This window comes from Synechococcus sp. CS-1329 (genome assembly GCF_025128055.1).
In the GTDB taxonomy this organism is placed as follows: Bacteria; Cyanobacteriota; Cyanobacteriia; order PCC-6307; family Cyanobiaceae; genus Regnicoccus_A.
Map to the genome: position 1 here is coordinate 60568 of NZ_JAHLYS010000032.1, position 23523 is coordinate 84090.

At 70.4% G+C, this 23523-nt stretch carries 23 protein-coding genes and 1 tRNA gene; 13 read left to right on the forward strand and 11 right to left on the reverse strand.

From position 1 onward, the window contains the following. Window positions 1-95: 95 nt before the first annotated feature. Entirely contained in the window at window positions 96-626 is a 531-nt protein-coding gene (locus KQ304_RS06560) for a cytochrome b/b6 domain-containing protein (RefSeq protein ID WP_259736309.1), read from the reverse strand. 89 nt (window positions 627-715) lie between these two features. Between KQ304_RS06560 and hypB the strand changes: the two genes are divergently transcribed. Genes hypB through hypE form a run of 7 tightly spaced genes read left to right on the forward strand, consistent with a single transcriptional unit; the run spans window position 716 to window position 10827 of the window. Continuing rightward, the gene (hypB, locus tag KQ304_RS06565; RefSeq protein WP_259736310.1) at window positions 716-1402 is read left to right on the forward strand and encodes a hydrogenase nickel incorporation protein HypB; all 687 of its coding nucleotides are present in this window, start codon (window positions 716-718) and stop codon (window positions 1400-1402) included. Beyond that, window positions 1399-3762: a carbamoyltransferase HypF gene (gene hypF / locus KQ304_RS06570; RefSeq protein ID WP_259736311.1), complete on the forward strand. Its 2364-nt coding sequence runs from the start codon at window positions 1399-1401 to the stop codon at window positions 3760-3762. Before hypB ends, hypF begins: the two co-directional genes overlap by 4 nt. Before the next feature lie 59 nt (window positions 3763-3821). Beyond that, the gene (locus tag KQ304_RS06575) at window positions 3822-4019 is read left to right on the forward strand and encodes a HypC/HybG/HupF family hydrogenase formation chaperone (RefSeq protein WP_259736312.1); all 198 of its coding nucleotides are present in this window, start codon (window positions 3822-3824) and stop codon (window positions 4017-4019) included. A 30-nt stretch (window positions 4020-4049) separates the two neighbouring features. Further along, window positions 4050-7670, forward strand: a complete 3621-nt coding sequence (gene nifJ / locus KQ304_RS06580; protein WP_259736313.1) for a pyruvate:ferredoxin (flavodoxin) oxidoreductase — start codon at window positions 4050-4052, stop codon at window positions 7668-7670. Beyond that, the gene (locus KQ304_RS06585; RefSeq protein ID WP_259736314.1) at window positions 7667-8689 is read left to right on the forward strand and encodes a dihydroorotate dehydrogenase-like protein; all 1023 of its coding nucleotides are present in this window, start codon (window positions 7667-7669) and stop codon (window positions 8687-8689) included. Before nifJ ends, KQ304_RS06585 begins: the two co-directional genes overlap by 4 nt. Further along, the gene (hypD, locus tag KQ304_RS06590; protein ID WP_259736315.1) at window positions 8686-9792 is read left to right on the forward strand and encodes a hydrogenase formation protein HypD; all 1107 of its coding nucleotides are present in this window, start codon (window positions 8686-8688) and stop codon (window positions 9790-9792) included. The genes KQ304_RS06585 and hypD overlap by 4 nt, the downstream gene beginning before the upstream one ends. Before the next feature lie 3 nt (window positions 9793-9795). Beyond that, window positions 9796-10827 carry a hydrogenase expression/formation protein HypE gene (gene hypE, locus KQ304_RS06595; protein WP_259736316.1) on the forward strand — a complete coding sequence of 344 codons (1032 nt, stop codon included), beginning with the start codon at window positions 9796-9798 and terminating at the stop codon, window positions 10825-10827. 156 nt (window positions 10828-10983) lie between these two features. Here hypE and KQ304_RS06600 read toward each other — a convergent pair whose 3' ends face one another. The 4 genes from KQ304_RS06600 to KQ304_RS06615 all read right to left on the reverse strand — a co-directional run bounded on the left by KQ304_RS06600 (window position 10984) and on the right by KQ304_RS06615 (window position 13546). After that, a complete protein-coding gene (locus KQ304_RS06600; protein WP_259736317.1) occupies window positions 10984-11145 on the reverse strand; it encodes a hypothetical protein in 162 nt (53 codons plus the stop codon). 273 nt (window positions 11146-11418) lie between these two features. Continuing rightward, entirely contained in the window at window positions 11419-12378 is a 960-nt protein-coding gene (gene gluQRS / locus KQ304_RS06605; protein ID WP_399228655.1) for a tRNA glutamyl-Q(34) synthetase GluQRS, read from the reverse strand. A 3-nt stretch (window positions 12379-12381) separates the two neighbouring features. Then, window positions 12382-12657, reverse strand: coding sequence for an HU family DNA-binding protein (locus KQ304_RS06610; protein WP_006170026.1), 276 nt, complete (start codon window positions 12655-12657; stop codon window positions 12382-12384). A gap of 193 nt (window positions 12658-12850) precedes the next feature. Next, a complete protein-coding gene (locus KQ304_RS06615) occupies window positions 12851-13546 on the reverse strand; it encodes an MBL fold metallo-hydrolase (RefSeq protein WP_259736319.1) in 696 nt (231 codons plus the stop codon). A 65-nt stretch (window positions 13547-13611) separates the two neighbouring features. Between KQ304_RS06615 and KQ304_RS06620 the strand changes: the two genes are divergently transcribed. Further along, a complete protein-coding gene (locus KQ304_RS06620; RefSeq protein WP_259736320.1) occupies window positions 13612-15690 on the forward strand; it encodes a glycogen-debranching protein in 2079 nt (692 codons plus the stop codon). Window positions 15691-15697: 7 nt separating this feature from the next. On the opposite strand, the gene KQ304_RS06625 is transcribed toward KQ304_RS06620, so the two are convergent. After that, window positions 15698-15768: transfer RNA gene (locus tag KQ304_RS06625), tRNA-Gly, on the reverse strand. A gap of 110 nt (window positions 15769-15878) precedes the next feature. On the opposite strand from KQ304_RS06625, the gene KQ304_RS06630 reads away from it, so the two are divergent. Genes KQ304_RS06630 through plsY form a run of 5 tightly spaced genes read left to right on the forward strand, consistent with a single transcriptional unit; the run spans window position 15879 to window position 20095 of the window. After that, window positions 15879-17285 carry an MFS transporter gene (locus tag KQ304_RS06630; RefSeq protein WP_259736321.1) on the forward strand — a complete coding sequence of 469 codons (1407 nt, stop codon included), beginning with the start codon at window positions 15879-15881 and terminating at the stop codon, window positions 17283-17285. Continuing rightward, window positions 17282-18031, forward strand: a complete 750-nt coding sequence (locus KQ304_RS06635; RefSeq protein WP_259736322.1) for an ABC transporter permease — start codon at window positions 17282-17284, stop codon at window positions 18029-18031. Before KQ304_RS06630 ends, KQ304_RS06635 begins: the two co-directional genes overlap by 4 nt. Window positions 18032-18069: 38 nt before the next feature. After that, window positions 18070-18492, forward strand: a complete 423-nt coding sequence (locus tag KQ304_RS06640) for a DUF3119 family protein (RefSeq protein WP_259736323.1) — start codon at window positions 18070-18072, stop codon at window positions 18490-18492. Beyond that, entirely contained in the window at window positions 18489-19451 is a 963-nt protein-coding gene (locus KQ304_RS06645; RefSeq protein ID WP_259736324.1) for a DUF3086 domain-containing protein, read from the forward strand. The genes KQ304_RS06640 and KQ304_RS06645 overlap by 4 nt, the downstream gene beginning before the upstream one ends. Next, entirely contained in the window at window positions 19448-20095 is a 648-nt protein-coding gene (gene plsY / locus KQ304_RS06650) for a glycerol-3-phosphate 1-O-acyltransferase PlsY (protein ID WP_259736325.1), read from the forward strand. Before KQ304_RS06645 ends, plsY begins: the two co-directional genes overlap by 4 nt. Before the next feature lie 6 nt (window positions 20096-20101). On the opposite strand, the gene proC is transcribed toward plsY, so the two are convergent. The 5 genes from proC to KQ304_RS06675 all read right to left on the reverse strand — a co-directional run bounded on the left by proC (window position 20102) and on the right by KQ304_RS06675 (window position 23501). Then, on the reverse strand, window positions 20102-20914 hold the full coding sequence (gene proC, locus KQ304_RS06655; protein WP_259736341.1) for a pyrroline-5-carboxylate reductase: 813 nt from the start codon (window positions 20912-20914) through the stop codon (window positions 20102-20104). Then, window positions 20911-21510, reverse strand: a complete 600-nt coding sequence (locus tag KQ304_RS06660; RefSeq protein ID WP_259736326.1) for a cell division protein SepF — start codon at window positions 21508-21510, stop codon at window positions 20911-20913. The genes proC and KQ304_RS06660 overlap by 4 nt, the downstream gene beginning before the upstream one ends. A 94-nt stretch (window positions 21511-21604) precedes the next feature. After that, window positions 21605-22252 carry a YggS family pyridoxal phosphate-dependent enzyme gene (locus KQ304_RS06665; RefSeq protein WP_259736327.1) on the reverse strand — a complete coding sequence of 216 codons (648 nt, stop codon included), beginning with the start codon at window positions 22250-22252 and terminating at the stop codon, window positions 21605-21607. Window positions 22253-22267: 15 nt separating this feature from the next. Beyond that, a complete protein-coding gene (locus tag KQ304_RS06670) occupies window positions 22268-22546 on the reverse strand; it encodes a PipX family protein (RefSeq protein ID WP_197162320.1) in 279 nt (92 codons plus the stop codon). Between the two features lie 22 nt (window positions 22547-22568). After that, window positions 22569-23501 carry a CbiQ family ECF transporter T component gene (locus KQ304_RS06675; protein WP_259736328.1) on the reverse strand — a complete coding sequence of 311 codons (933 nt, stop codon included), beginning with the start codon at window positions 23499-23501 and terminating at the stop codon, window positions 22569-22571. Window positions 23502-23523: the final 22 nt, after the last annotated feature.

The window sequence follows — 23523 nt, forward strand, 5'->3', positions numbered from 1 at the left end:
GAGATGAATTGGCGCGGTCACCAGCACAAAAAAGACGTACTCAATCAGTGAGTTCGACCTCGCATCACTGCGGATGAACAACAACGGGCTGGGGATCAGCTGCTGCTGCGGAAATGGCGTCGAATCTGGCCCGGCCAGTCGCGCGGCTGATCGCCAGACCGCTGGCGCAGGCTGAACATCGAGCGGGCCAGGGGACGGCCACCCCTGGCCAGCACCGCCGCCAGGTGAGCGAGCACCGCGGCGCCGATCACCAGCCAGGCCAGCAGGTGCAGGCCATAGGCCAGATGCTGGAGCTGGCCCTGCCGCAGCCAGTCTTCCTGCATCAACTTGCCTGTGCCGACGGCCAGCCCCAGCGCCAGCAGGGCAGCGGCGTTGGCTGGCTGGCGCAATCGACGCACACCAAGGCTGAGGCTGTAGAGGCCAAACAGCAGCGCCAGGGGCCACAGCGCCACGCCGAGGCTGCCGTGCAGATCAATCCAGTCACCGCCCAGCTCGAACGGCAGCCGCCCCCAGCGGCCGTCATAGCGGCTGTACACCACCAGACCACTGCCCCAGCAGGCCAGCACCAGCAGGGCCGTGATGCCGTGCAGGCCGCGCAGCAGTGAAGGTTGATAGGGCCGGGCCATGGCCGTGGGAGCAACGACGGAGTCACAATGCACCCCCATCCAAGGGCGTCCTGCGTCTCCAGACTGGAGGCAACGCCACCGGCAGCGCCATGTGCTCCCACTGCTCCTGCGGTCAGCCCAGCCGCACCCTCCAGCTGCACCACAACCTGCTGGAGCGCAACGACGGCCATGCCGGGCGCAACCGGGAGCGCTTCGCCGCCGCCGGGCTGCTGGTGGTGAACGTGCTCTCGGGGCCCGGCGCCGGCAAGACCGCCCTTCTGGAGCGCCTCGCCCGCCAGTGGGTCCATGGCCCGGTGGGGGTGATCGTGGGTGATCTGGCCACCGACAACGACGCCCGCCGCCTGCGCTCCGCCGGCGCCCGCGCCATTCAGATCCAGACCGGTGACCTCTGCCATCTGGAGGCCTCGCTGGTGGATCGAGCCTTCGATCAGCTCGACACCACGGCCATGCAGCTGCTGCTGATCGAGAACGTCGGCAATCTGGTCTGCCCCACTGCCTTCGACCTGGGCGAACGCCTCCGCCTGGTGCTGCTCTCGGTCACCGAAGGCGAGGACAAGCCGCTCAAGTACCCGGCCCTGTTCCAGTCGGCCGATGGGGTGGTGATCAACAAAATTGACCTGGCTGAAGCCGTGGGCTTCGATCGCCCCCAGGCCCTGGCGGCCATTGCCGGGGTGGCGCCCCAGGCGAGGATTTTTGAACTCTCGGCCCGCAGCGGCGAGGGGATGGAGCCATTGCTGCACTGGCTGAGCCACCAGCGCCAGCGGACGCCGGTGTGATCCGCCGCCAGCGGCTGGAGATCGAGGGGCTGGTGCAGGGGGTGGGCTTCCGGCCCCTGGTGGCACGGCTGGCACGGGAGCTGGACCTCTCCGGCCAGGTCTGCAACACCGGCGCCGGGGTGCGGCTGGAGCTGCAGGGCCCCGCTGAGGCCCTCGGCACCCTGCTGCAACGGCTGCAACAGCAGCTGCCCCCCCAGGGCCGCATCGACCGGATCAGCCGCCAGGAGCTGGCCCTAGAGCAAGGGGCGGCGGGCTTCACCATTCAGCCGGCTCCGGCGCCGGAGCCGGCTGGCAAGGGTGATCCAGTCCCGGTGCGCTGGGCGCTGATCCAACCGGATCTGGCCCCCTGTGCCGCCTGCCGCGCCGAGCTGCGCGACCCCAGCGACCGCCGCTGTGGCTACCCCTTCATCAGCTGCGTGAACTGCGGCCCGCGCTACAGCCTGCTGGGGGCGCTGCCCTTCGAGCGGCAGAACACCAGTCTGGCGGCCTTCCCGCTCTGCTCCGCCTGCCAGGGCGACTACGACGATCCAGCCAATCGCCGCTGCCACGGCCAGACCATCGCCTGCCCCCGCTGCGGACCGCGGCTGCGCTGGTGGGCCAGGGGCGGCCTCGAGACCCTCAGCGATCCCCGTGAGCCAGACCCAAGGCGACTCAGCCCCTGCCTGCGGGCGGCGGCGGCGGCGCTGATGGCGGATCAGATCCTTGCCCTCAAGGGCGTCGGTGGCTTCCAGCTGCTGGCGCGGGCCCGCTCAAAGGCGGCGGTGACGGAGCTGCGGCGGCGCAAGGACCGCCCCGAGAAGCCCCTGGCGCTGATGGTCCCGGGCCTGGCCTGGGTGCGGCACCACTGCCAGCTGAGTCCGGCGGAAGCCCAGCTGCTGGGATCAGCCGCCGCACCGATCCTGCTGCTGCGCCGCCGAGGGCAGGGGGGAGTGTGCAGCGCCGTGGCCCCGGCCAACCCCTGGCTAGGGGTGATGCTGCCCAGCAGTCCCCTGCACCTGCTGCTGCTGGAGCTAGTGGGTGAACCCCTCGTGGCCACCAGCGGCAACCGCAGCGGGAACCCGCTCTGCCACGACGACAGCACCGCCCTGCGCGAACTGGCGGACCTGGCCGATGGCCTCCTACTGCACGACAGAGCGATCCTCAACCCCGTGGATGACTCCATCGCCCAGGTGGTCTGCGGCGAGCCGATGCTGCTGCGCCACGCCCGTGGCTACGCCCCCAGCGCCGTGGAGCTGCCGGCCCCCGCCACGGCGGTGGCCATGGGCGGCCAGCTCAAGGGGTCCCTGGCCATCGGCTGGGGCCGGCGGGCCCTGCTCGGCCCCCATCTCGGTGATCTCAGCACCGAGGCGGGCGAGCGCCACTACCGCCGCAGCCTGGAGGCCGCCCTCGGGCGCCACCGGCTGGATCCCGCCAGCTACGCCGTGGATCTGCACCCCGGCTACCGCTCCCAGCAGATCGGCCTGGAGCTGGCTGCGGCCGGCGGTCACGCCGCGCCGCTGGGGGTGCAGCACCACCACGCCCACCTGCTGGCCTGCCTGGCGGAGCACGGGCTGACACCACCCCAGGTGGGGGCCGCCTGGGACGGGGCCGGCCAGGGCAGCGACGGCACGGTCTGGGGCGGCGAAGTGCTGCGCCTGGAGCAGGCCGGCTTCAGCGTGGTGGCGCGGCTGCGGCCCTTTCCCCTGCCGGGGGCGGAGCGGGCGATGCGCGAGCCGCGGCGGGCGGCCCTGGGTCTGCTCTTCGCCGCCGGGGGAGCGGCGGGCCTGGATCAGGCAGCGGGACTGGCGCCGCTGGAGGCCTTCACGGCCGAGCAGCGACTGGTGCTCACGCGCCTGCTGGAGCGAGGCCTGCAGAGTCCGTGGTGCTCCAGCATCGGTCGCCTGTTCGATGCCGTGGCCTCCCTGCTGGGCCTGCAGCAGCGCTGCAGCTTCGAAGGCCAGGCGGCCCTGGCCCTCGAGGCCGCCGCCAGCCAGGCCGCCGAGCGCTCCACGGCCCCCAGGCCCTATGTCCTGCCCCTGCTGGACGGAGGGCTGGAAGGAGGCGAGCCCTGGCTGCTCGACTGGCAGCCCCTGCTGATGCACTTGCTCGACGATCTGCGCCGGGGGGTGGCCGCAGGGCCCATCGCCCTGGGCTTCCACCACGCCCTCGCCGAGGCGCTGGTGGCCCTCGCCGAGCGGCTGGAGCTGGAGCGGCTGTTGCTGGGCGGCGGCTGCTTCCAGAACCGCCTGTTGCTCAGCCTGACGGTGGAAGGACTGCGTCGCGCCGGCATCGAGCCGCTCTGGCCCCGGCGGATTCCCTGCAACGATGGCGGCCTCGCCCTCGGCCAGCTGATGGCGGTCAGCCTCGGCGCCTCTGGCTAGAACCGAAGCAGGCCCGGCAGGGCCCTGCTGGCGTGAGGTGGGCTCCAATGTGTCTGGCCATGGCTGGAGAACTGATCGGGATCGAGGATCGCCGCCCGGCGGATCGCCCCGAGGAGGATCCAGCCCTCTGGCGCATGGGCCTGGTGGAGTTCTCCGGCGTGCGCCGGGAGGTGAGCCTGGCCTGCGTGCCCGAAGCAGTGATCGGCGATCGGCTGCTGGTGCACGTGGGCTTTGCCCTGAGCATTGTCCAACCCTGAGGAGGTTCCAGCCATGACGGAGAGGAGCGCATGACCCGGGCAACGCTTGATGGCAACGAGGCGGTGGCGCGGGTCGCCTACCGGCTCAACGAGGTGATGGCGATCTACCCGATCACGCCGGCCTCGCCGATGGGGGAATGGGCCGATGCCTGGGCCGCCGAGGGCCGCCCCAACCTCTGGGGAACGGTGCCCCGGGTGGTGGAGATGCAGAGCGAGGGTGGGGCGGCTGGCGTGCTGCACGGCGCCCTGCAGGCCGGGGCGCTCACCACCACCTTCACCGCCTCCCAGGGGTTGCTGCTGATGCTCCCCAACCTCTACAAGATCGCCGGCGAACTCACCGCCACGGTGGTGCACGTGGCCTCCCGCGCCCTCGCCGGCCAGGCCCTCTCGATCTTCGGGGACCACAGCGACGTGATGGCCGTGCGCGGCACGGGCTGCGTCCTGCTCTGTTCCTCTTCGGTGCAGGAGACCGGTGATTTCGCCGCCATCGCCAGCCTGGCCAGCCTGGCCAGCCGCCTGCCCGTGGTGCACTTCTTCGATGGCTTCCGCACCTCCCACGAACTGCAGACCGTGGAGCTGATCGACGATGACCTGCTGCGTGCGCTGATCCCCGCAGAGCTGATCGCCGCCCACCGGGAGCGTGGGCTCAGCCCCGATCACCCGGTGATCCGCGGCAGCAGCCAGAACCCGGATGTGGCCTTCCAGGCCCGCGAGGCCGCCAACCCCTTCCACGACGCGGCGCCCGGCCTGGTGCAGGAGGCGATGGACGCCTTCGCCACCCTGAGCGGCCGTGCCTATCAGCCTTACGAGTACCACGGGCACCCACAGGCCGAGCGGGTGCTGGTGCTGATGGGTTCGGGCTGCGAAACGGCCCATGAAACCGTCGATGCCCTCCTCGGCGGCGGCGCCCGGGTGGGGGTGCTGAAGGTGCGGCTCTATCGGCCCTTCGCGGCCGAGCGCCTGCTGCGAGCCCTGCCTCTCACCACCCGGGCGATCGCGGTGCTCGATCGCTGCAAGGAGCCGGGCAGCGGCGGCGAACCCCTCTACCTCGATGTCTCCAACGCCCTGCGCGAAGGCTGGGGCTCACGGGTGGGCAGCGATGGCCACACCGCGCCCACCCTGCTGCCGCGGCTGCTGGGCGGTCGCTACGGCCTGGCCTCCAAGGAGTTCACCCCGGCCATGGTGCGGGCGGTGTTCGCGGCCCTGGAGCGGCCCGACACCCCCAACCCCTTCACGGTCGGCATCAACGACGATGTGACCCACCGCTCCCTGCCGCTGGAGAGCGGGCACGACCCAGCCCCCGACCCCGGCTCGGCCTACGCCGCGATCCTCTACGGCCTCGGCTCGGACGGCACGGTGGGGGCCTGCAAGAACACCATCAAGATCATCGGCACGGGCACCGCCCTGCACGCCCAGGGCTACTTCGTCTACGACTCCAAGAAGTCGGGGGCAGTCACGGTCTCCCACCTGCGCTTCGGGCCGGAGCCGATCCGCTCCACCCATCTGGTGCGCCAGGCCCGGCTGGTGGCCTGCCACCACTGGGACTTTCTCGAGCGCTTTGATCTGTTGGCCGAGGCCCTGCCTGGAGCCACCCTGCTGCTGAACAGCCCCTGGCCGGCGGAGCAGCTGTGGCCGCGGCTGCCGCTGGCGGTGCAGAAGCGGATCGTGGAGCTCGATCTCAAGGTGCTGGCGATCGAGGCCTCGGCGATTGCCCGGGAGCTCGGCCTGGGCGGACGAATCAACACCGTGATGCAGGTGGGGTTCTTCGCCGCCGCCGGCGTGATGCCCCTGGATCAGGCCCTTGAGGCGATCCGCGGCGCAATTCGCCACAGCTACGGCGGCAAGGGCGAGCGGGTGGTGCGCAGCAACCTGGCCGCCATCGACAGGGCCCTCAGCCGCCTGGGGCCGGTGCCGATCGGTGCTGTGGGCGCCGGCACGGCAGGGGCCGAGCGGCCGGTGCCAGCGGACCCCCTGGCCTCTGCGCCGGCCTGGGTGCGGGACCTGATCGGGCCGCAGCTGGCACGCCAGGGGGATCGCCTGCCCGTCAGCGCCCTGCCCGCCGATGGCACCTTCCCGTGCGGCACCGCCCGCTGGGAGAAGCGCAACATCGCCGAATCAGTCCCGGTGTGGGAGGCCGACCTCTGCGTGCAGTGCGGCAAGTGCGTGATGGTCTGCCCCCATGCCGCAATCCGGGCCAAGGTGGTGGAGCCGTCGGCCCTGACGGATGCGCCCGAGGACTTCGCCAGCACAGCCGCCCGCGACCCCCACTGGAGCGGCCTCAGCTTCACCCTCCAGGTGGCCGGCGAAGACTGCACTGGCTGCGGCCTCTGCGTGGAGATCTGCCCCGCCCGCGACCGCATCGAGCCCCGGCGCAAGGCGATCAACATGGCCCCCCAGCGCCCCCTGCGCCAGAAGCTGCGCAGCCACTGGGACTACGCCCTGGCACTGCCCAGCCCCGACCGGCGCGACATCGACCGGCGTCACATCCGCCAGCAGCAGCTCCAGGAGCCCCTGTTCGAGTTCTCCGGAGCCTGCGCCGGCTGCGGTGAAACCCCCTACATCAAGCTCGCCAGCCAGCTGTTCGGCGACCGCATGGTGGTGGCCAACGCCACCGGCTGCTCCTCGATCTACGGCGGCAACCTGCCCACCACCCCCTGGAGCGCCAACGGCGAGGGCCGCGGCCCCGCCTGGAGCAACTCCCTGTTCGAGGACAACGCCGAGTTCGGCCTCGGCTTCCGCCTCGCCTTCGACCAGCGCCGCACCATCGCCGAGCACCAGCTGCGGCAGCTCGCCGCCCCAGCCGCTGCCTGGCTGCCAGCGCCCCTCGTCGAGGCCCTGATCGGCGCGGATCAGACGGACGAGGCGGGCATCCACGAACAGCGGCAGCGGGTGCTGGAGCTGCGCGCGCTGCTGCAGCGGCGCCTCGAAGTGGACCGCTCAGCCCGCGCCATGGGCCCTGACGCCGAGGCCGCCCGCACCCTGCTCTGCCTCGCCGACGATCTGGTGAAGCGCAGCGTCTGGCTGATCGGCGGCGACGGCTGGGCCTACGACATCGGCTCCTCCGGCATCGACCACGTGCTGGCCAGCGGCGCCGACGTCAACATCCTGGTGCTCGACACCGAGGTGTACTCCAACACCGGCGGCCAGATGTCGAAGGCCACCCCCATGGGAGCCGTGGCCAAATTTGCCAGCGGCGGCAAGGCCAGCGCCAAGAAGGATCTGGGGCTGATGGCGATGTCCTATGGCCAGGTCTATGTGGCCAGCGTGGCCATGGGTGCCCGCGACGAGCACACCCTCAGGGCGTTCCTGGAGGCGGAATCCTTCCCAGGGCCCTCCTTGATCCTGGCCTACTCCCACTGCATCGCCCACGGCATCGACATGGCCCAGGGCATGACGCAGCAGCAGCGGGCGGTGGACTCCGGTCGCTGGTTGCTCTACCGCCACGACCCGCGCCGGAGCGAACGGGGTGAGCCACCGCTGGTGCTGGATTCGCACGCCCCCTCACTGCCGATGGCGGAGGCCATGGCCAGCGAGAACCGCTTCCGGGTGCTGGCCTCCAGCCATCCACAGCAGGCTCGGGCCCTCACCCAGCAGGCCCAGCAGGACGCCCGGCAGCGCTGGGAGCGCTATCAGCGGATGGCCCAGCCATGAGCGGACCCGACCTCAGCAGCGACTACCTCGGCCTCTCCCTGGATTCACCTCTGGTGGTGGGGGCCGCCGCCCCCCTCAGCGCTGATCCAGACCGGATCCCCCGCCTGGCGGAGGCCGGCGCCGCCGCGGTGGTGCTCCACTCCCTCTTCCTGGAGCAGATCGAACGCGACTGGCACGACTGGCACCACCACCGTCATCTGGGCAGCGAGAGCTACGCCGAAGCCCTCAGCTACCTGCCCAGCCTCGAGCCCCGCCACCTCGGCATCGAGGGCTATCTCCACGAGATCGAGACCGCCAGCCAGCGGGTGAACATTCCGATCATCGCCAGCCTCAACGGCTGCGAGGAAGGCCACTGGGAAGGGATCGCCCGGGCCGTGGCGCAGGCCGGTGCGGCGGCCATCGAGCTCAATCTCTATGCGGTGCCCACCGACAGCCGTCTGGGGGCCGACGCCCTGGAGGCGGCCCAGGTGGAGATCGTGCGCAGCGTCTGCGCCGCCACGGACCTGCCAGTGGCCGTGAAGCTCAGCCCCTATTACACCAATCTCACTCACCTGGCCAAGGCGCTGCAGGGCGCCGGCGCCCACGCCTTGGTGCTCTTCAACCGCTTCTACCAGCCCGACATCGACATCGAGACCCTCGAGCCCTGCTCCAACCTGCTGCTGAGCTCAGCGGCGGATCAGCGGCTGCCCCTGCGCTGGATCGCCCTGCTGCAGGGCCGGGTTCCCCTCCAGTTCGCCGCCAGCGGCGGCATCAGCTGCGGCGCCGATGTGGTGCGGATGCTGATGGTGGGAGCCAGCGCCACCCTGGTGGTCTCGGCGCTGCTGCGCCACGGGCCCCAGCACCTGCGGACGCTGCGCGCCGAGCTGAGCCACTGGCTGGAGGAGCATGGTCACAGCAGTGCCCGTGCGCTGGTGGGCTGCATGAACCAGCGCCGCTGCCCCGACCCCGCCAGCTACGAGCGGGCCCAGTACCTGCGTGCCATCGCCGTGGACCCCCTGGGGATGGACTGGGACCCATGAACGCGACCCCATCCAGCCGCCGGCGCGAGGCGGTGCAGCGCCGCCTCGATGCCCTGCACGCCGAGATCAGCCACCGCTGGACGCTGATGGAGGTCTGCGGCGGCCAGACCCACGCGATCCTGCGCCATGGCCTCGATCAGCTGCTCCCGCCGCAGCTGGAGCTGATCCATGGGCCCGGCTGTCCGGTCTGCGTCACGGCGGCGGAAACGATCGATCGCGCCCTGGAGCTGGCGGCCAGGCCGGAGCTGATCCTCTGCACCTACGGCGACATGCTGCGGGTGCCTGGCAGCGGATCCGAGCACCTGCTCCAGGCCCGCGCCGCCGGGGCCGATGTGCGCCTGGTGACCGCCCCCCTCGACGCCCTGACCCTGGCCAGGGCCCATCCCGAGCGGCAGGTGGTGTTCTTCGCGGTGGGCTTCGAGACCACGGCCCCGGCCACGGCCCTGCTGGCTCATCAGGCCTGGAGCAGCGGCACCGGCAACCTCAGCCTGCTGGTGGCCCACGTGCGCGTGCCGCCGGCGATCGAGGCGATCCTGGCCGCCCCCGGCTGCCGGGTTCAGGGCTTTCTGGCGGCGGGCCATGTCTGCGCGGTGATGGGCCGAGAGGAGTACGACCCCATCGCGGCGCGCCAGCGACTGCCGATCGTGATCACTGGCTTTGAGCCCGTCGATCTGCTGGAGGGGATGCTGCGGGCCGTGCGTCAGCTGGAGCGGGGCGAGGGCCGGGTGGAGGACGCCTACCCACAGGCCAGAGCCGGCGAGGGCAATGCCGCGGCCCGGGCCCTGATCGAACGGGTGTTCTGCCGCAGCGACCGACACTGGCGCGGCCTGGGAGTCCTGCCAGCCAGCGGCCTCAGCCTGCGCCCCCCCTACGACGCCCTCGACGCGGAGCGCCGCTTCCCGGCCGCCGCCCGCCCGGCCCCTAACGGCAACAGCAACGGCGACCAAGGCTGCATCAGCGGCCAGGTGCTGCAGGGCCTGGCCCGCCCGGATGCCTGTCCCCGCTTTGGCCGTGGCTGCAGCCCCGAGCGGCCCCTGGGGGCGCCGATGGTGTCGGCGGAGGGGGCCTGCGCCGCCTACTGGCGCTACCGCCAGCGGGCCTGAGCCATGGCTACACCGCTGGAGTTCCCCTGTCCGATCAGCCCCGACGACGGCGGAGTCGTGCTGCTGGGCCACGGCGGCGGCGGCCTGCTCAGCCAGCGGCTGCTGGAGCAGCTGATCCTGCCGGCCCTTGGCAGCGCGGGCGGTGTGCTGCTCGATGCCGCCACCCTGCCAGCCGAGGCCGGCGAGCTGGCCTTCAGCACCGACGGCCATGTGGTGCGGCCGCTGGAGTTTCCCGGCGGCGACATCGGCTCGATGGCAGTGATCGGCACCGTCAACGACCTGGCGATGGTGGGGGCCATGCCCCTGGCCCTCAGCCTCGGCCTGATCCTGGAGGAGGGACTGCCCCTGGACACCCTCAGGCGGGTGCTGCGCTCGGCCGCCGCCGCCGCCCGGCGCTGCGGCGTCTCGATCGTCACCGGCGACACCAAGGTGGTGGAGCGGGGCAAGGCCGATGGCCTGTTCATGACCAGCGCCGGCGTGGGCCGGATCCCAGCGGGAGTGGCGATCGGGCCGACGTCCATCCGCCCTGGCGACGCCATCCTGGTGAGCGGCGACCTGGGCCGCCACGGCGTGGCCATCCTGGCGGCCCGGGAGGAACTGGGCTTCAGCAGCAGCCTGGAGAGCGACCTGGCCCCGCTCCACGCCAGCATCCAGGCACTGCTGGCGGCCGGACTGGAGCTCCATGCCCTGCGCGATCTCACCCGCGGCGGCCTGGCGGCGGCCCTGCATGAGCTCTGCCGCGATGCCGGCCTGGGGGCCCTGGTGCAGGAGCCACTGGTGCCGATCCATGGCGCCGTGGCCGCAGCCTGCGAGCTGCTGGGCCTCGACCCGCTCACCATGGCCAGCGAGGGGCGCTTCGTGCTGATGCTGCCGGCGGCTCAGGCTCAGGAGGCCCTGCGCCTGCTGAGCCGCGAGCAGCCCAGTGCCGCGATCATCGGCCGCATCGGCGGCGAGGCGGTGCGGCTGGAAACCTCCCTGGGGGTGTGCCGCCCGCTGGAACTGGGCCGTGGTGAGTTACTGCCCCGCATCTGCTGAGGTCCTGGGGCCCCTGAGGGCTGGAATGATGGGGTCTGTTCCCCTGAGCAGTCATGTACACCGACTGGACCGCCGTGATCGTGCTGCTGCTCACCGCCGTGCCCCTGGGGGTGGTGGTGGCCACGACGGTCTTCTTCATCTGGCGTCAGAACAAACTCAAGCAGCGCTGATGTCGCGCTGGTCAGCCCTGGGATCCACCAGGCTGCCCTGCCCGAGGCAGTCAAGGCAGGTGCGGAAGCTGCAGCCGCCCAGGCGCAGCACTCCGCTGCCACCACAGTGGCTGCAGCGCATGGTGGCCTTCTGTGCGGAGCCCCTCACCAAAGGCGCTGAATGGGCTGGATGAGTGACAACCTGTGAAAACGACTTCGTGGTACCGAACTCACGATCGGTTTCAAGGGCGCCAGGAAACGACAGCACCACCCGTGAAGCCGTTCCATCGCGGGCCAGGTAGTCAGGGCTGGTCAGACGTTCCGGCCTCGATGTGGACACGAGCAAAAGCTCCGAGACGCAATGAGTCATTCTGGGCTCAAACCAGGTCGCTGAACCCGAAACCTTTCTTAAGTATTTTCAGTTTCCAGTTCTCCTGAGCCCTCAGGTTGCGCGTTGCAGCTGAGCCTGCAGGCGGAGCAAATCCAGGTCCTGCAGCAGTTCCGCCGCACTCAGGCGGCTGCCGGAGGGCACCAGGTCCAGGCTGGCCGCCATTCGCCCGATCACGGCCGCCGCATCAAGGCCGGCCTTCCTCAGGGGCTCCAGCCCCTGATCCCCCTGCCGCTTGGCCAGGCGCTCGCCGGCCCCATCCAGCCAGAGGGGCACGTGCCAGGTGGTGGGGAATGGTCGCCCCAGGCATGCGCTCACGGCCACCTGCGGCGCCGTGGAACGCCAGAGGTCAGCGCCGCGCACCACCGTGGTCACCGCCAGCAGCAGATCATCCACCGCTGAGCTGAGGTGGTAAGCCAGCAAGCCATCGGCGCGGCGCAGCACCACATCGCCCACCTCGGTGGCCGCCTCCAGGCAGCCCTTCGCAGCGATCTCCTCGCGCCAGTGCAGGGTCCCGGGCTCCAGCCTCAGCCGCCAGCTGGGCAGCCTGCCGTCCAGGGGACCCCAGCCCACGGCCCGAGTCCGGCAGGTGCCCGGATAGAGCGGCCAGCCGCCGTGGGGGGCGGAGAGATCCGCCAGCATCCGACGGCTGCAGCGGCAGGGATAGAGAGCCCCGCCGCGGCGCAACGCCGAGAGCACCGTGGCGTACAGACCGGTGCGCTCGCTCTGGAGAACGGGTGGTCCATCCCAGCTGAGGCCCAGCCAGGCCAGGTCGGCCTCAATGGCTTCGATCGCCCCCGCCCGCAGGCGCGGTCGATCGAGGTCGTCGTGGCGCAAGAGGAAGCGACCTCCACTGAGCCGCGCCTGCAGCCAGGCCAGCAGGGCCGTGCGCAGGTTGCCCAGATGCAACGGGCCACTCGGTGATGGGGCAAATCGCCCGGTGGGTCCCTGCAGGCGGCGGCGATCAGCCGCCTCAATCAGACCGTCGAGCCTGGACGGGAGAGCAAACCCCAGGGCTCAGCTCTGGACCTTGTCCTTGAACTGCTTGCCGGCGGTGAACGCAGGCACGCGCTTGGCTGGGATCTTGATCTTTTCGCCGGTCTTGGGGTTGAGACCCTGGCGGGCGGAGCGCTCGCGGGCCTCAAAGGAGCCGAAGCCCAGGATCGACACTTTCTTGCCTTCGACAACGGAGTCGACGATCGTCTCGATCGCGGCATCGACGACCTTGGACACTTCGGTCTTGGTCAACTCGGTGCGAACCGCAACGAGGTTGACGAGATCAGCTTTGTTCATCGGAGGCGAAAACCTTCAGGAGAGTGCGGAAGCCTGGCAGATCGGAAGAACACCGTCTCGCCGGCGCCGGAACGGTAGAGCGCGCCAATCGTATGGGGGAAGGGCGGTCTGAGCAACCAAAAAGCCCGTCTGACCAATGGTTTGGCGCCGAATCAACGCTGAACGACACTGATCCACCTGCCCACGGTCCCGCTCACTCTTCCAAGAGGCGATCCAGCAGGGCGCGGCCGCCGGCGATCAGCTTGTCGCCCTGCAGGGCCCCCAGGCCGGCGCCGCTGGCGATCCAGCGGGGGGAGGCCGGCGGCAGCCAGCGGCCCAGCGCGGCAAGGCTCTGCTGTTGCCGGCCCCAGTGAAAGGTGCGGGCGGTGCGCAGCGGACGGGCCTGGCCTGGGGCGGTCGGCACCAGCAGGCGACCACAGAAGAGCACGTCGAGATCCCCGGCCGCATGGACCACACAGGCCCCCGGCGTGGTCCCGGGCGTCCAGAGCGCCCGCACCCCTCCGCCCAGATCAAGGGCCTCAGCGAAGGGGGCCAGGCCCGCCACTCCGGGCAGCAGATAGGCCTCCTGCTCCTGCAGCCGCACCGGCCAGCCCAGCGCCTGCTGCCAGCGGCGGCAACGCCCATGGCCCTCGCGGCTGGTGAGCAGAATCGTGCCGCCAGGGGCAGCGGCAGCCCGCAGAGCCGTCAGATTGGCGGCGGTGTAGGCCGGCAGGTCGATCAGCAGCGGCTCCCGGTCCGGAGGCGCCAGCAGCCAGGAGGTGCCCCCGAGGCTGTCGCGGTTGGGAGCGAACACCCACAGGCCGGGGCGCACCGACGTGGGTGGCCGTCCCGCCTCGATGGCAGCCTCGCTGGCCACGCTGGCCACGCTGGCCCTGTCCTGCTCCGGCATGGCCGCTTCCCGAGGACCATGGCCCCTGCACACATCTAGTTTGAGGCGTCAGGTCACTCGGGTCTTTGTCTTCGATCCAGCTCGGACATCCCTGGCCCCTCGGGGCGGCGCTCACCGCCCGGGGGGTGAACTTCTCCCTGGTGGCCCCATCAGCCACGCGGGTGGAGCTGCTGCTGTTCGCCCGCGGCAGCTCGCCTGAACCCTTCCGGGTCATTGCCCTGGACCTGCGCCATCGCTCCGGCGACCACTGGCACGTGGAGGTGGAGGGGATCGGCGCTGGCACCTGCTACGGCTACCGCGTCTATGGGCCCCTGCTGCCGGGGGGGCACGGCTTCAACCCGTCGAAGGTGCTGCTGGATCCCTGCGCCCGGGCGATCAGCGGCTGGGATGTCTACCGCCGCAATGACGCCATCGGCGCCATCCCCAACACCGCCACCTGCCTCAAAGGGGTGGTGACGGAGCGGGATCGCTTCGATTTCGTGGCGGCGCCAAGGCCCCGCCACAGCTGGCAGAGCACAGTCATCTATGAGCTGCACGTGGGTGGGCTCAGCCGCGGCCAGGGCAGCCCCGTGGCCCCCGAGCGCCAGGGCAGCCTGCTGGGCGTGATCGACTCCCTGCCCTACCTGCGCAACCTGGGCGTCACCGCCCTGGAGCTGCTGCCGGTGATGGCCTTCGATCCCCAGGATGCCCCCCACGGGCGCCAGAACTACTGGGGCTACAGCCCCCTGAGCTGGATGGCCCCCCACCAGGGTTATCTGGTGGGCGACGACCCGCTGGCGGGGCGCCAGCAGGTGCGGCAGCTGGTCACCGCCTGCCACCAGGCCGGAATGGAAGTGCTGCTCGATGTGGTCTACAACCACACCAGCGAAGGCAACCAGTACGGGCCGACCCTGAGCTGGCGTGGACTCGCGGACCGCCTCTATTACCACCAGAACGGCCGAGGGGATTACCTCGATGTCACCGGCTGCGGCAACACCATCGCCGCCAACCGCCCCCTGGCGCGGCGGCTGTTGCTGGAATCCATGCGCTGCTGGGCCCTGGAGCTGGGCATCGACGGCTTCCGCTTCGATCTCGGCATCGCCCTCAGCCGCGGTGAGGAGCTGACCCCGCTCGACCACCCCCCCCTGTTCGAGGAGATCGAGGCCGACCCCGAACTGAGCGACCTCAAGCTGGTGAGCGAACCCTGGGATTGCGGCGGCCTCTACCGGCTCCATGACTTTCCGGCACGGCGCATGGGCACCTGGAACGGCCGCTTCCGCGACGATGTGCGCCGCTTCTGGAAAGGGGATGACAACGGCAGCTGGTTGATGGCCCAGAGGCTCTCCGGCAGCCCTGACCTCTATGGCGGCAAGCCGGCCACACCAGGCCGCAGCATCACCTTCATCACCGCCCACGACGGCTTCACCCTCGCCGATCTGGTCAGCTACGACCGCAAGCAAAACCTGGCCAATGGCGAGGACAACCGCGACGGCGATAACCACAACAACAGCTGGAACCACGGAGTGGAGGGTCCCAGCAGCGATCCACAGGTCAACGAGCTGCGCAACCGCCAGATCCGTAACCTGCTGGCCACCATGCTGCTGGCGCCCGGGGTGCCGATGCTGCTGATGGGCGATGAGGTGCGCCGCAGCCAGGGGGGCAACAACAACACCTGGTGCCAGAACAATCCCCTGGGCTGGATGCACTGGCGCCCCGACGAGGACGACCAGCGCCTGCATCGCTACGTGAGCCGGCTGGTGCGCCTGCGCCGCCGGCTCGAAGGCCTGCTCAACCCCGAGACCCCCCATGCCGACAGCCCCCCCTCCGGGCCCAGCGAGCGGCATCTGATCTGGCGCGAGTGGCATGGGGTGGAGCTGCTCCAACCCGACTGGGGCAGCTGGTCCCACAGCCTGGCCTGGAGCCTGCACGACATGCGCCACGGCCCCCTGCTCTGGTGCGGCATGAATGCCTACTACCAGCCGATGGTCTTCAAGCTGCCCGAGGCCAGTGGCGGCTGGCTGCGGGCCATCGACACCGGCGAGGTCGATGGCGAGCGGCTGGCCGAGAAACCCCAGCCCTGGGCCTCCGCCAGCGAGGCCCCGCTGATGGGCCGCAGCCTGATGCTGCTGCTGGCCCCCCACCTGATCGAGGCAACGGGGCTCTGAAGAAACAAGCGGGCGGCGGGAATCGAACCCGCATCATCAGCTTGGAAGGCTGAGGTTTTACCACTAAACTACGCCCGCAGCAGTACATGCGTACCGATGCCGGGTGCCCGTCTCGGCCCCGTGGCCGCACAGAGCGCTGGCCTGCAGCATTATGACCTGCGCTACGACCTGAGCCTGGTACAGCCCCTTTGACCTCCCCTGAGACCACGCTGAGCCCCCAGGACACCAGGCCCGTCAGCGATGCCTCCAGCCTCAGCGGCGCAGCCCGCCAGCGGATGCTCTGGTCTTACAGCCTCGGCGACGCCGGCACCGGCATGGCCGCCACCCTGCTGGGCTTCTACCTCTTCGTGTTTTACACCGGGGTGGCAGGGCTGCCGGCCTGGATGGCGGGGCTGGTGCTGATGGTGATCAAGGTCTGGGACGGCATCAACGACCCGATCGTGGGCTTCCTCAGCGATCACACCAAGAGCCGCTGGGGACCGCGCATTCCCTGGATCGCCTTCAGCGCCTTGCCCCTCGGGTTGAGCATGGCGGCGATGTGGTGGGTGCCGCCCGGCGACGACTGGCAGAAATTCGCCGTCTTCGTGCTGATCCAGCTGGTGGCGATGGGTCTGTACACCTGCGTGAACCTGCCCTATTCGGCCCTGGCCTGCGAGCTCACCACCGACACGCCCCTGCGCACCCGGCTCAACGCCCTGCGCTTCACCGGCTCGATCGTCGCCGGGCTGAGCGGCCTGGTGCTGGGGGCCCTGCTGGTGGGCGGCGGCGCCGACGGCTACCTGCGCATGGGAATGATTTCCGGGGTGCTGATCACCGTCACCAGCCTGGTCTGCGCCTGGGGGCTGGCTCCCTTCGCCCGCCACTGCCAGCGCCCCAGCGGCCATCCCGAGCCAATCGGCAAGCAGCTCAGACGGATCAGCCGCAACGGTCGCTTCCTGCGGGTGCTGGGGCTCTATCTGCTGCTGTGGTGCGCCCTGCAACTGATGCAGCCGGTGTCGCTGATCTTCCTGACGGTGGTGATGCGCATCCCCGAGAGCTGGAGCACCTGGATCCTGATCCCCTTCCAGGTCAGTGCCCTGGCGGGCCTGCAGCTCTGGAGCTGGGTGGCCTACTGGCACGGCCGGGTCCATGCCCTGCGCTGGGGCGTGGGCCTCTGGGTGGTGGGCTGCATGGCGGCGATGGTGCTGGCGCCGCTCAACCCGGAGGTCTCGCCGATCGGTTCGGCCGGCAACCTGCTGAATCTCACGTTGCTGGTGGGCACGATCATGCTGGTGGGCCTGGGTGCCGCCACGGCCTACCTGATCCCCTGGGCCCTGCTTCCCGATGCCATCGATGCCGATCCCGACAAACCCGCCGGCCTCTACACCGCCTGGATGGTGATCACCCAGAAACTGGGCATCGGCGTGGCGGTGTTCGTGCTCGGCAACGTTCTCAGCTTCAGCGGCTACAAGGCCGCCCAGGGGCTGCTCCAGCCCGACTCGGCCCTGCTCACGATCCGGCTGTGCATGGGCATCATCCCGGTGGTGCTGATCATGGTGGGGCTGGTGGTGATGCGCCGCTGGCCGGAGCGGCGCCGCCCGGCGCTGCAACCGTGAGGCTTCCCCGCTATCTCCAGCGGCTGGGCAGCAGTGTCCTGATCGGCGGCCAGGCCATCTCCGCCCTGGCCAAGGGCCGCATCAATCTCAACGACCTGTTCGAGCAGATGCTCGAAGCCGGACCAGGCAGCTTCCTGATCGTGGTCATCACCGCCCTGGCCGCCGGCACGGTGTTCAACATTCAGGTGGCGGCGGAGCTGACCCGCCAGGGGGCCGGATTCTCCGTGGGCGGCATCCTCGCCGTGGGGCTGGCGCGGGAAATCGCCCCGCTGCTCACCGCCACCCTGCTCACCGGGAAGGTGGCCACGGCCTATGCCGCCCAGCTGGGCACGATGCAGGTGACCGAGCAGATCGACGCCATCACGATGCTGCGCACCGATCCGGTGCAGTACCTGGTGGTGCCCCGCGTGCTGGCGATGGTGATTATGGCGCCGGTGCAGTGCCTGCTGTTCTTCGTGGTGGGGATCTGGTCGGGCCAGGTGAGCAGCACCTTTCTCTATTCAATTCCCCCCTCGGTGTTCTGGAACTCCGTGCGCACCTGGATGGAGCCCTCCGACCTGCCCTCGATGCTGGTGAAGGCCCTGGTGTTCGGCCTGCAGATCGCCGTGATCGCCTGCGGCTGGGGCCTCAGCACCAGGGGCGGCCCCAAGGAAGTGGGCACCAGCACCACCGGCGCCGTGGTGATGATCCTGGTGACCGTGAGCCTGATGGATGTGGTGCTCACCAAGGTGCTCTTCGGGACCTGAGCTGGTCAACGGGGGGGCGGGCGCTGCAGCATGGGGCGATGACTCCTCCAACCAGTCCAGCGTCGAGCGGTCCTGATCCAGCCGCCGGAGTGATCCTGGCGCCGCGGCCCTGGCTGCCCCTGGGGATCCTTGCCCTGGGGCTGGCGCTGCTGCCCCTCCAGCGCCTCTGGGGTGGGGCAGCGATCGCCGCTGGGGTGGTGGGCCTGCTGGGGCTGTTCCTGCTGCTGCAGACCCTGCTGCTGCGCCTGCAGTTCAGCGACGAGGCCCTGCTGGTGTGGAGCCGCTCCAGGCTGCTGCGCCGCTTCCCTTACAGCGACTGGCTCGGCTGGACCGTGTTCTGGGGCCCCCTGCCGGTGCTGTTTTATTTCCGTGAACGCCAGAGTCCCCACCTGCTGCCGGTGATCTTTGATGCCACCGCCCTGCGTCAACAGCTGGAGCTCCACCTCAGCGCCCTGCCATGAGCGACACCACACCCCCCACTGAACCCAGCCCCGAGCCCCAGACCGAGCCGCCAGCTCGCGAGGAGCTGCTGGAGCTGGCTCTCCTCGACCTGCGGGAGCGCCGGGCGACGCTGCTGGGCGAGATCAAGGTCCTGGAGCAGCGGCGGCAGCAGCTGGACGCCGATCTCAACGGCAGCCCCAGCGGCCGCGCCGATGGCATCGCCCGCCGGCTCAAGGGCTTCCAGGACTACCTGGTGGTGGCCCTGCAGGACCTGGCCAGCCAGGCGGAGCTGATGGACCTGGTGGTGCAGCCCCTGCAGCTGCAGCCCTCCCCCCTGGACACGGCCCCCGCAGTTTCGGCGGCGGCAGCGGCTGCTGGGGCCGGTGTTCAGCAGATCCCACCGGCCGGTGTTCAGCAGATCCCACCGGCGGCGGCGGGCCAGTTCAGCCAGGACGCGGAGCTGATCCGCGATCGCCTCTCCAGCTTCCAGGGCCAGCCCGATTTTTATGCCGATCCCTGGAAGCTGCGCCGCAGCCTGGAGCCCACCGCCGCCGCCCTGCTCGACGACTGGTTCCTCAGCCAGGGCGGGCGGGGGGCCCAGGCCAGCAGCGGCAGCCGCAACCGCAATGCCCTGATCACCGCTGGAGCCGTGGCGATCCTGGGCGACCTCTACGGCGAACGCTTCCAGACCCTGGTGCTGGCCGGCGAGCCCGAGCGGCTCGGGGAGTGGCGCCGCGGCCTGCAGGATTGCCTGGGCCTGGCCCGGGAAGACTTCGGCCCCAACAGCGGCATCGTGCTGTTCGAGCGGCCCGATGCCCTGATCGAGCGCGCCGACCGGCTGGAGGAGCGCGGCGAGCTGCCCTTCATCGTCGTGGATGCCGCCGAACAGGTGGTCGACATCCCGGTGCTGCAGTTCCCCCTCTGGCTGGCCTTCGCCGCCACCGCCAACGAGCTGGCCCTGGAGCAGGACCTGTCATGAGCCAGATGCTCCTGCCCCTGCTGGTGCTGACGGCGGGATACCTGCTGGGCTCGCTGCCCACGGGCTGGCTGGCGGGCCGCTGGCTGGCCGGCATCGACCTGCGCCAGCTGGGCTCCGGCTCCACCGGGGCCACGAACGTGCTGCGTCAGCTGGGCAAGGGCCCCGCCCTGGTGGTGTTCCTGGTGGATGTGCTCAAGGGCAGCACCGCGGTGCTGCTGGCCAAGGCCCTGCTGCAGCCCAGCGGCTTCACCCCACTCACCGACTGGTGGGTGGTGGGGGCCGGTCTGGCAGCCCTGGCGGGTCACATCTGGCCGGTGTGGCTGGGCGGCAAAGGGGGCAAGGCCGTGGCCACGGGGCTGGGCATGCTGCTGGGCCTGGTGCCGGCGGTGGGCCTGGCCTGCTTCGGCACCTTTCTGGCCTGCCTCACCATCAGCCGCATCGTCTCGCTCTCCAGCATCGTGGCGGCCCTGAGCCTGCCGCTGCTGATGCTGGGGGCCTTCGCCGGAGCCGGCACCGGCCTGCGGCCCGCCTACCTGGCCCTGGCGGTGCTCACCACCGTGCTGGTGGTGTGGAGGCACCGCAGCAACCTCAAGCGGCTGCTGGCTGGCGAGGAGCCGCGCCTGGGGCAGAAGCAGAAGGCCTGAGAACGCCTAGCCGGCGTTCAGCGCCCGGCTGCGCTCTGCCGCGGCCAGCACCGCCTCGATCAGGGCACTGCGCACGCCCGCCTGCTCCAGCTGCCGCAGGGCCGCGATCGTGGTGCCGGCCGGACTGGCCACCATGTCCTTGAGCTGAGCGGGGTGCAGGCCCTGCTCCTGCAGCAGCTTGATCGACCCCTTCATCATTCCCAGGGCCAGCTCCAGGGCCAGCGGCCGGGGCAGGCCGGCAGCCACGCCACCATCGGCGAGCGCCTCCAGCAGCACCGCCGCCAGGGCGGGGCCGGAGGAGGCCACAGCCAGCAGGCCATCCAGCTGGGCCTCGGGCAACTCCTTGACCACACCGACGCGGGCGAAGAGATCCAGCACCCACTGGCGCTGCTGGGCCGGCAGGTCGTCGCCCCAGGCCAGCCCGGTGATGCCCGCACCCACCAGGCAGGGGGTGTTGGGCACGGTCCGCACGCAGCGCCAGCCCGGGAACGAGCGCTGCAGCCGCTCCAGGCTCACTCCGGCCAGCACTGAAATCAGCAGGGGGGGATCGCTCCCAGGCACTGGTGCCGGCGCACCCGCAGAAACCTTGTCGAGGAGCTGGGGCTTCACCGCCAGCAACACCACGGGGGCCGCCCAGGCGGGGGCCGCATCCAGACCCACAGCCACTCCGAGCTCGGCCTGCAGACGGCGGGCCGACTCCTCGCTGGCCACCACCGCCTGCACCTGATCACGGGCGATCGCCCCCTGATCCAGCAGCGGCAGCACAAGGGCCCGGGCCATGCGACCCAGGCCGATCACACCAAGACGGGAGGGGTTCAGAGGCTGAAGCCAGTGGCGGAATCCTGGCGGCCCCAGGCCGGGCTGGGGGCCGCTGGATCGCTCTCGTCGGAAGCGGGCTCGCGGCTGGAGACGATCGTGGGCGACGAGGCCTCTTCACCGCTGGCGGTGGTGACCGTGACACAGCTGGGAGCGAACAGGAAAATGCTCTCGCCCACCCGCTCCTGGTGGCCATCGATGGCGAAGGTACCGCCCGCCACGAAATCCACCGCCCGCTGGGCCTGATCCGGCTCCATCATCGTGAGGTTGAGGATCACGGTCTTGCGGTCCCGCAGGGCCTGGATCGCCCGGGGCATCTCGTCGAAGCTCCTCGGCTCCATCAAGGTGACCTCCGCCGCGGTGGAGGACAGCCCCGGCATGCCGATGACGTTGCTCGAGGAGCCCACGGAGCCGAAGGGGTCGTCGCTGCTGAAGTCGCTGGTCAGGGCGAGGGCACTGCCACTGGAGAGGGCCGGGTGGCTGGAAGATGCCGTGCTGGCTGGCGTCTCGCCGGGGTCGTAGTCCAGCTCGTCGTCGTAGTCACCCTCGAGGTAGTCGTCTCCGGAGACAACGGCACGCAGACGGGAGAACAACGACACCGTGAGGCCCTGTGGATGGAGATGTACTTACTTAGCGTCCCACGCCTTTGGTTGCAACTGGACACAACCTCGATACCGATTTCCGAAACAGAGTTCAGGCCCTCGGGCCGAACAGGGCAGAGCCGATCCGCACCCAGGTGCTGCCCGCCCGCACCGCCTCTGGCCAGTCGTTGCTCATGCCCATCGAGAGCTCCGCGAGGCCCAGGGACGCCGCCAGCGCCGCGCAGTCGCGGAAGAGGCTGAAGCGTTGATCAGCCTCCAGCCCCAGGGGCGCGATCGTCATCAGACCCACGGGCCGCAGGGGCTCCAGCGCCAGCAGGCGGGGCCAGAGCCGCTCCAGCTCCAGGGGCTCGAATCCCGCCTTGCCGGGGTCGGGCCGCAGTTTCACCTGAAAGAACAGCCGGGGGCTGAGCTGCTCCTCAGCGGCGATGCGCTGCAAGCGCTCGGCCAGGGAGAAGCGATCGACGGAATGGATCGTGCCGAAATGACGCAGCACCCCCCGGGCCTTGTTGGCCTGCAGCTGGCCGATGAAATGCCAGTCGAGCGGTTCGAGATCGGCCAGATCATCCTGTTTGGCCTGGGCCTCCTGCAGGCGGCTCTCGCCGAAACTGCGCAGCCCCAGGCCCACCGCCTCCCGCAGACGGGCCGCCGGCTGCCCCTTGCTGACCGCCAGCAGGCGGGCCCGGGGCGGCAGCTGCCCCTGCAGGGCCTGCAGCCGCCGGGCGAGGCCATCAGCGGACATGGCAGTGATCACAGCTCAGATGAAGGTCTGATCGAAGAGCTGGCGCCAGCGGGGCAGCTGGGCACTGCCGTCGCGCCGGGCCCGGGCCAGGTTCTGCTCCGCCACATGGCGGGCATCCATCAGCGGAATCACTTCAAACTGGGCCCCGCGTGGCTGCAGGGTCACCAGAAAGAACATCCGCTGGGCGTAGAGGGTGGCGAACAGATCACGACCTTCACCCGCTGGTGCCACCCGGTAGAGCAGACCAAATGTCGGATGGTTGAGATAACGCTCTGTGGTGGCGTCGACGCTCACTAGCGGCTGCAATGGCTACCAATTACAGCGCACCGTACTGCCAGCGCAGCCCAAGAAACAGAAAAAGTGCGCCGGCCGCCGCAAGATTCAGCCAACGGGCCGCCTGCCGGGCCAGGCGCATCTGGGCCGGAGGCACCCAGTGCCCCCCGCGGGCCATCAGCGCTTCGGCCCCCTGCTCCGAGCGCAGCAGCAGGTTGGCGAGCAGCCGCTCCGCCACCGAGAGCATCAGGCCGAGCCCACCCTTCCAGCCCAGGCTTTTGATGTTCACGGCCCGGGTGGCGATGGAGCGCAGCAGGTTCTGGAACTCCTCCTGCACCAGCGGCAGGAAGCGCAGGGAGAGCAGCAGCGTGAAGCCCAGCCGCTCCACCGGCAGCCCCAGAGCACCGAGCGGCGTGATCACCCAGCTCAGGGCCCACACCAGTTCCTCCGGCGGGGTGGAGAGCAGCAGCAGGTTGGCGCTGTGCAGCAGGGTGAACAGCAGCGTGGCGCTGTTCAGGCCCAGTTCGGCGGAGCGGCGATTCACCACCAGCGGCCCGACCGGCAGGGGTCCGAGCTGGATGGGCCCCCAGCGCAGCACTTCCCAGCGCAGGCCGAGGCGCTGGGGCGCTGGCTGGCCGGCGGGGGCCGGGGCCAGCAGCAGCTCCTGCGGGGAGCGCATGACGCTGGCGGAGGCCACCACCCTCACCGGCACCAGCGAGGCCAGCAGGCCCACCAGCAGCGAGAGGGCCAGCAGCAGCGGCAGATTGCGCTGCCACAGGCGCCAGGGCAGACCACAGACGGCCGTGATCAGCAGCAGCAGAGCCACCAGAGACAGACGCCACCCGGGTCCGGCCAGCACCGGGGTGGCCAGGAAGGCCAGGGTCCAGCCCAGCTTGAGGCGGGCATCGAGCCGGCGCAGCCAGCCCCGCTGACCGTCGACGTACTGGCCGATGGGCAGCTGACGCAGCCAGTCCATCAGGGGCGCACCATCGAGAGGC